Consider the following 7,839-nt stretch of genomic DNA (forward strand, 5'->3'; position numbering starts at 1 on the left):
GTATATACGAACGCCGGTTTAAGCGGTCCGACGGAACGACACTCTGGACAATCGTGTCGGCGGCGCCGATTGTTTCCGCTACGGGTGAGTATGTTGGTTCGTTTGGCATGTTTACCGACATCACCGAGCGGAAGAAAACGGAAGAAAAGTATCAAACCCTTTTCAATACAATGTTGGACGGTTTCGCTTCACACGAAATCATTTGCAATAGCCGTGGCGATCCGGTTGATTATCGCTTCCTCTCCGTTAATCCGGCATTTGAAAAACTCACAGGAATTGTCGCTGCCGATGTTATTGGAAAAACTGTTTTGGAGGTTTTCCCTGACACGGAACCAATGTGGATCGAAGTCTACGGGAAAGTCGCGCTCACCGGAGAGCCAATCCATTTTGAGAATTTCACCAAAGCATTAAACCGTTATTATGAAGTATCGGCGTTCCAACCGAGTCCCAATCAATTCGCCTGTATCGTTAAGGATATAACTAGCCGGACAATTGCCGAAGAAGAGCGGGCGAAGTTGGTTGAACAAATCCAACAAGCGCAGAAGATGGAATCGGTAGGAAGACTTGCCGGTGGTGTTGCGCACGACTTGAATAATTTGCTCACGCCTGTTTTAGGATATAGTGAGCTATTGCTAAACGAGAAAATCGCAGATGAAATTCGCAAGGGTGCCGTCGAGCAAATCATAAATGCCGGACAACGGGCGAAAGAGTTAGTGCGACAATTACTCGCATTCAGCCGCAAGCAGACGATGGAATTCAAACCGACATTTATGAACAATGTCGTAAAAGATTTTCAGAAGTTGCTCCGCCGTACCATTCGCGAAGATATTGCTTTTGAAACGATACTTGCCCCGTCGATTCCCCCGGTAAAAGCCGATGTCGGACAATTGGAACAAGTCATCATGAATCTGGTTGTCAATGCGCAGGATGCAATGCAAAACGGTGGAAAGCTTATCGTCGAAGTATCGCACTGCAAACTTGACGAAGCCTTTACAATGAACCATGAAGGGGTAGAGCCGGGTGAGTATGTTCAACTTTCAGTCAGCGACTCCGGTCATGGTATGGATACCGAAACCTTGTCACATATCTTCGAGCCGTTCTTTACAACCAAAGAGGTTGGTAAGGGAACCGGTTTAGGGTTGTCGACAGTGTATGGTATCGTAAAACAGCACAACGGTAGCATTCTTGTACAAAGCGAACCGGGAAAGGGAACGAAATTCTTGATTTTCATTCCCGTGACGCAGGAAGCACCTACAAGTAAAACCGAAACGATGCAATCTGCACTGGAGCTCTTGCATGGCGACGAAACGATTTTGCTTGTGGAAGATGATGAAAATGTTCGCAAACTTGCACTCACAATTCTTGAACGGCAGGGCTATCAAGTTACCGTTGCAACGAACGGGATTGAAGCGCTGGAAGTATTAGCATTGAAAGGCGAAACAATTCAACTGCTATTGACTGATATCGTAATGCCGAAAATGAATGGGCGGGATTTGTACGAGCGCGCTGTGCAAATGTATCCCCACTTGAAAGTATTATATATGTCGGGTTATACACGCGATATCATAACCCATCATGGGGTAGTGGAAGAGGATTTTCAGTTTATCCAGAAACCGTTTACGATTCGTGCACTCGTAACGAAAGTACGGAATGAATTGGATCGCGTTGTGTGATAACATCTCCCGTTCTGGCATCTAAGGTAATAAAAAGTCCGGCATCGTGCAGGAAATCCCTGTGAAAATGCCGGACAGATTTTTTGTAGATGTCGTTATTGTACGAAGGTGAACGCTTGTTCCAAATCGGCGATGAGGTCATCGACATCCTCGATACCGACTGAGTAGCGTACCAAACCGTCGGAAATGCCCGCCTCCAACCGGTCCTCCCGCTTCATGCTGGTATGGGTCATCGAGGCTGGATGCTCGATTAACGTTTCGACACCGCCAAGTGAGACGGCAAGAATCGCCAGTTTCACATTGTTCATAAGTGCGACACCAGCATCCAGACCGCCTTTTAACTCAAATGCTATCATCGATCCGAAACCGCTCATTTGTTTCTTCGCTAACTCATGTTGTGGATGCGAGGGGAGACCAATATAACGCACCCACTCTACTTTCGGATTCGCTTCAAGCCATTGTGCGATAAATTGGGCATTCCGTTCCGCTTCTTTCACCCGTAGTGAAAGCGTCTTGATGCCTCGCAGTACCATGAAAGCCTGATGGGGATCCATGTTACAACCGAGGGCAATCATCAATGGGCGAATCTTCTTGTACAACGCTTCGGTCTTGGTCACGATAATGCCACCGACGATATCGGCATGACCATTCAAGAACTTCGTAACCGAATGCAACACAACATCCGCGCCCATATCCAACGGTTTCTGTAAATACGGGCTGGCAAATGTATTGTCGACCACGAGTAGACAATTATGGGCATGGGCAATCTTGGCGATTTCTTCGATGTCGGTCAGAACCATCGAAGGATTCGACGGCGACTCGATATATATCACCTTTGTATTCGGTTTGATAGCATTTTCTACTGCTTCGAGATTCGACGTATCGAGATAGGTCGATTGTACCCCGAAACGGGAGAGATGGTTTTCGATAAAACCGCGTGACGGACCATACACCGAAGCGGTGCTTACGAGATGATCCCCTTGGGACAGTAGTGCCATATACACGGTTGTAACAGCGCCCATTCCAGAACTGGTAGCAATTCCACCGAACCCGTTTTCCAACTCACTGACATTCTCTTCGAGCGCGCGAATCGTGGGATTGCCAAGGCGGGTATAGATAAAGCCGTCTTCTTGTCCTGCAAACAATGCGGCACCATGGGCAGCGTTCTTAAAAGCAAAGGTGGACGATTGATAGATCGGTATGTTGACTGCACCGGACGGGTCGCCATGGAAGCCGGCGTGAACAAGTTTAGTATGAAATCCCAGATGCTTCGTTTTCATTCGAGCTCCGCAAAAAGAAAAAAGCCGGCGTTGAGTACATCAAGCCGTATGAATGGTGGAGTGCCGACGAAAGTGATGTAAGACTTTTCATCGACAAATCGGATAAGACTAACATTACAACAAGTTAGTAGAGAAGCGGCGCGATACCAAGCCAACGCTTCTCTACTGCCGGAAAGTTCGAATTTACTGTGCGTTAAGGATCCGAGTAGCAACCGCGACCATTTCCTCTAAGTTCGCTGTAGTTTCTGGAGAAAGCCCTTTACCGATAGCAAAATCATGTCCCCCCATCGCTAAGCAAACCGCTTCCGGCGACTTTTCATACACCCGATGGGTAAGGTTTAATAGACCCTGAAAATCAAGCGAATGGGTGTTTTGATTGGGTTGGGAATCATTGGCGGGAACGATCCGATGTGACGAGATGTTTCCCGGTTGTAGGGAAGCCGAGGCATCAAGAAACAATACAAATTGCTGTTCACTGCAGAGTGCGGCGTGTTCAGGCAATGGTTGCATTGCCGAGTGAAATTCGATCGCAGTTTCGCCGTCAAACCGCTTTTGAAGTCGCTCCAACGCCGCAACCGCAAGCCCGTCGTCGGTACGTAACGGGTTACCGTAAGCAAGTACTAAACACTTTTTCATGAAAATTACCGCCGTAATTCGGAAAGTAGTTCTCCCTCGTGGGAACGAAGTTCTATTGCCAATTGCATACGTCCATCGGCGTGGGTCGAGCAACTCAAACAGGGGTCGAAAGCGCGGATTACCGCTTCCACCCGGTTTAACATCCCTTCCTGTAACTTCGTTCCATCGACGAAATTCTTTGCCGCTTGTAAAATGCCACGATTCATGGCGAGGTTATTATGTCCAGTGGCGATTATTAGGTTCGCCCATGTCACTACCCCCTGTTCATCAATCTTGTAATGATGAATCAAGGTACCGCGCGGCGCTTCGGTAACACCGATTCCTTCGTAGCTGTTCGGCGAGGCGAATGCGCGGACGTGTTTGGAGGTGATATTCGAGTCGTTGAGTAACTGCTGCATCCGTTCGATACAGTAGATCATTTCGATTAGTCGTGCCCAATGGTAATGATAACTGGAGAGTACTGGTTTGTGCTCCGGTCCCCGGAATTCGAGCAACTCATGATCGGCGATGGGTGTACCGAAGCCTTGTATGACATTTAGTCGGGCGAGCGGGCCAACGCGATAAATCCCGTGAGGATATCCCATCGGTTTGAAAAATGGAAACTTCATGAATGTCCACGGTTCGACCGCTTCGTCGATAATGCGGGTGTATTCGTGGGACGGGAGTTTGTCGACGATAATGTTACCGGCAGAGTCCACCACACGGAAGAAACCGTCGTAATGCTCGAAATTGCCGTTCTTGTCTACCAATCCGATAAACAACGTGGGGAAATTCGCAAAGGTTTCGGTTTCGCGTTGGAAATTCTTTAGTGTGCTGCGATACCACGGCAGGACGCGCTGCAAGATATCCAATGCTTCCGGCATCATCTGCAAGATTTTTTCGCGCTTCTCTTCGGTCAAGGGTGAATTCACACCACCCGGCACTATCCAGGTTGGATGAATTCGTTTTCCACCCATAATCTCGATTACCATTTGTCCGATTTGTCGGAGGCGGATTCCGTCGCGGGCAAATTTTGGATCGTTTTGTGCAACTCCGATCAGATTTCGCTTCACCGGATCGCTATCCATGCCTAACAGAAAATCCGGCGCGGAGAGATAGAAGAAATTCAATGCATGGGATTGTAGAATCTGAGCAAGATTCATTACCTGTCGCAATTTTATGGCGGTTTGGGGAATTTGAACCGCGAGCAATTTATCGCAGGCTTTCGCCGAAGCGAGCAGATGCGAGACCGGGCAAATACCGCAAGTTCGCGCCATCAGCGACGGCATTTCGTAGAAGGGACGTCCTTCGGAGAATTTCTCAAAACCGCGGAACTGGGTCACATGAAACATCGCATTTTGAACGACGCCTTGTTCGTCCAGTTGGAGTGTTATTTTGGAGTGCCCTTCAATGCGGGTGATGGGATCGATGACAATTTCTTGGTACATGGTTTTTATCACACCTGAAGCTAAAATCGGTCGGAGCGATGAGCTTACTGATTAGATAAGCGATTTCGCTGTCCGATGTTATTTGCCAAACCGCGATAGTGCCTGCATTTCCGGCTCACGGTCAGCGATTAATTCGGTCAGGACGTAAAAAATCGCATCAGCGGGCGGCGGACAGCCGGGAAGATGGTAGTCGACTTTAACAACGTCGTGTACACAAACCACCCGCTCTAACAGAATCGGTAACCGTTCGGTCGGAATCTGCGGTTTCAAGCCGACATTGTCGATGTATGATCGATTATACGTTGCTTCGGTACCGTGAAGATTCCGCATCGCCGGAACATTGCCGGTAACGGCACAATCGCCGAAGGCTACCAGTATCTTAGTACGGGCGCGAATCTTCTGAATCTTCTCCATGTCCTCATTCGTACTGACCGAACCTTCTACCATTGCGATGTCGATGGCGTCAGGCATGTGTTTCGTGTCCACTAACGGACTGTACACGATGTCGGCCAGTTCAGCCAACTGGAGAATCCGTTCGTCGATGTCGAGAAATGACATGTGGCAACCCGAGCAACCGTCGAGCCAAATGGTTGCCAACCGCTTTTTGCTGCTCATTGTTCATCCTCTTTTCTCATCAAGGTCAGGTAGGGTAGGAATTGTCGACGCTTCGAGTTTTCCGCCACCGAACGGCCGCGTTCGCTAAGGGCGCCGGTCGGGCAAACTTGGACACACTTTCCGCAACGGGTACAGGATTCCGACTCACCCCAATTTTGATTCAAATCGGATATCACTCGCGCTGTAATTCCACGGCCCATTACATCGAGCGTATGCGCTCCTTCGATTTCTCCGCAGACGCGTACGCAACGGTGGCAAAGGATGCAACGGTTCTGATCAGAGACAAAACGGTCGTGGGTCGCATCGATTGTGTAATTATCGTAGCGGTAATGATAGTGGACGTGATCCATCCCGAGTTTCTCGGCGAGCGATTGTAATTCGCATTGGCCGTTCGATACGCACACGGCGCAGACGTGGTTCCGTTCACTGAACATCAGTTCGAGGATTTTCTTCCGGTAATTGGTTAGTCGTTCCGAATTTGTGAAAACGACCATACCGTCGATGGCAAAAGTGATACATGCCGGGAACAGCTTATTGCGTCCTTCGATTTCCACCATACACAACCGGCAGGAACCGACCGATGTCAAACCGTCGAGATGGCACAGCGTCGGAATGAATATGTTGTTCTCTTGCGCGATCTGCAGAATCGTTTCATCGGTTCGTGCGCCGACATGTTTTCCGTCGATGGTTAACGTGATAATGCGGGCTTGGTTCATTTCGTTTCATCCTCCCGGGTTTCCGGTGGAATATGTTTGGCATACTCCTCAGGGAAGTATTTGAGCGTGCTAAGAACCGGATTCGATGCCGCCTGACCTAAACCGCAAAGCGATGTGTTCGATACCAAATCGCACAGGTCAAGCAGCATATCGATATCTTCTTTTGACCCTTCGCCGCGGAGAATCTTCTCTAACAGGTCATACATGTGTGATACGCCAACTCGGCACGGTACGCATTTCCCGCACGACTCGCTGACACTGAAGTCCATGAAGTACTTAGCCATGTCGACCATGTCGGAGGTTTCGTCGATGATAATCATACCGCCGGAACCCATAATCGAGCCGAGCCGAGCCAATGATTCGTAATCGACCGGTTCGTCGATATGCGATTTCGGAATACAGCCGCCCGCCGGACCGCCGGTTTGTACCGCTTTCAATTCTTTGCCGTCGGGAATGCCGCCGCCGATCTCGTAAACGATTTCCCGCAGGGTAATTCCCATCGGTACTTCGATTAGACCGGTATTATTGATTTTTCCGGCAAGTGCGAAGACCTTTGTACCCTTACTGTTTTCGGTGCCAATCGATGCAAACCATTCCGCTTCGTTGCGGAGAATCGGTGCAATATTGGCATACGTCTCGACGTTGTTGATTAGAGTCGGTTGTCCGAACAACCCAACTTCCGCCGGGTACGGGGGGCGGGGGCGGGGGGTGCCGCGCTTCCCTTCGATGGAGGCAAGCAGGGCGGTTTCCTCGCCACAGACAAATGCGCCAGCGCCGAGGCGAATCTCTACGTTAAAGCTAAACGTCGTTCCCAATACCGAGTTACCAAGGACGCCGTTGCGCTCTGCTTGTTTAATCGCATTTTGCAGTCGCTTGATCGCCAGTGGATACTCGGCACGGACATAGACAAATCCTTTGTTCGCATTGACGGCGTAGCCGGCAATCGCCATCCCTTCCAGTACCCGGTGGGGATCGCTTTCCAGAATACTGCGATCCATGAAGGCGCCGGGATCCCCTTCGTCGGCATTACAGACGACATATTTCGGTGTTCGGGTCGATTTCGCAACGGTGCGCCATTTCAGTCCGGTGGGGTAACCAGCGCCACCTCGACCTCGTAGTCCGCTCTTGATGATCTCGTCGATAATCTCGTTCGGTGTGTGGTGAGAGAGCGAACGGTAGAGTGCGAAGTAACCGTTTTGGGCGAGGTAGTCTTCAATCCGGTCGGGATCGATTTTCCCGCAGTTCTCCAAAACGATTTTGAATTGCCGTTTGAAGAATGGACTTTCGGTGTCGATGGCGATGCGTTCGACTTTCCCTTTTCCCAATACGTCGAGAATTTCCGGGACGTCTTCAATCGCTACGTGTGCGTAGGCGACATTCTCCGAGTCGACTAAAACCACTGGGCCGCCGGCACAGGGTCCCAAACAACCGACCCCTTTCACCAGACACTTGCCTTCCCATCCGCGTTTCTTCACTTCGTCTTTGAAAGCAG

7 protein-coding genes are annotated in these 7,839 nt (G+C 49.8%); 1 reads left to right on the forward strand and 6 read right to left on the reverse strand.

What is annotated here, in order from left to right; all coding sequences use genetic code 11:
* The coding region (locus tag OEM52_12050; protein MDK9700870.1) for an ATP-binding protein at positions 1 to 1,673 on the forward strand (1,673 nt) is incomplete at its 5' end.
* Between the two features lie 95 nt (positions 1,674 to 1,768).
* On the opposite strand, the gene OEM52_12055 is transcribed toward OEM52_12050, so the two are convergent.
* From OEM52_12055 to nuoF, 6 genes are all read right to left on the reverse strand, one after another.
* Complete coding sequence (locus OEM52_12055; protein MDK9700871.1) at positions 1,769 to 2,953, reverse strand: aminotransferase class I/II-fold pyridoxal phosphate-dependent enzyme; 1,185 nt, start codon at positions 2,951 to 2,953, stop codon at positions 1,769 to 1,771.
* A gap of 183 nt (positions 2,954 to 3,136) precedes the next feature.
* Positions 3,137 to 3,589: a hydrogenase maturation protease gene (locus OEM52_12060; GenBank protein ID MDK9700872.1), complete on the reverse strand. Its 453-nt coding sequence runs from the start codon at positions 3,587 to 3,589 to the stop codon at positions 3,137 to 3,139.
* Positions 3,590 to 3,594: 5 nt separating this feature from the next.
* Positions 3,595 to 5,016 carry a Ni/Fe hydrogenase subunit alpha gene (locus OEM52_12065; protein MDK9700873.1) on the reverse strand — a complete coding sequence of 474 codons (1,422 nt, stop codon included), beginning with the start codon at positions 5,014 to 5,016 and terminating at the stop codon, positions 3,595 to 3,597.
* Between the two features lie 78 nt (positions 5,017 to 5,094).
* Positions 5,095 to 5,631, reverse strand: coding sequence for an NADP oxidoreductase (locus OEM52_12070; GenBank protein ID MDK9700874.1), 537 nt, complete (start codon positions 5,629 to 5,631; stop codon positions 5,095 to 5,097).
* Positions 5,628 to 6,347, reverse strand: a complete 720-nt coding sequence (hoxU, locus tag OEM52_12075) for a bidirectional hydrogenase complex protein HoxU (protein ID MDK9700875.1) — start codon at positions 6,345 to 6,347, stop codon at positions 5,628 to 5,630. Before hoxU ends, OEM52_12070 begins: the two co-directional genes overlap by 4 nt.
* Positions 6,344 to 7,839 (reverse strand): NADH-quinone oxidoreductase subunit NuoF (gene nuoF, locus OEM52_12080; protein ID MDK9700876.1); only part of this gene is annotated, 1,496 nt, incomplete at its 5' end. The genes hoxU and nuoF, both read right to left, overlap by 4 nt.

The organism is bacterium, from assembly GCA_030247525.1.
Lineage (GTDB): Bacteria > Electryoneota > JAOADG01 > JAOADG01 > JAOADG01 > JAOTSC01.

What these genes read in the sequence shown, in the direction of transcription:
- OEM52_12055 (MDK9700871.1), bottom strand. Translation starts at nt 2,953, where the DNA reads ATGAAAACGAAGCATCTGGGATTTCATACTAAACTTGTTCACGCCGGC.
- OEM52_12060 (MDK9700872.1), bottom strand. Translation starts at nt 3,589, where the DNA reads ATGAAAAAGTGTTTAGTACTTGCTTACGGTAACCCGTTACGTACCGAC.
- OEM52_12065 (MDK9700873.1), bottom strand. Translation starts at nt 5,016, where the DNA reads ATGTACCAAGAAATTGTCATCGATCCCATCACCCGCATTGAAGGGCAC.
- OEM52_12070 (MDK9700874.1), bottom strand. Translation starts at nt 5,631, where the DNA reads ATGAGCAGCAAAAAGCGGTTGGCAACCATTTGGCTCGACGGTTGCTCG.
- hoxU (MDK9700875.1), bottom strand. Translation starts at nt 6,347, where the DNA reads ATGAACCAAGCCCGCATTATCACGTTAACCATCGACGGAAAACATGTC.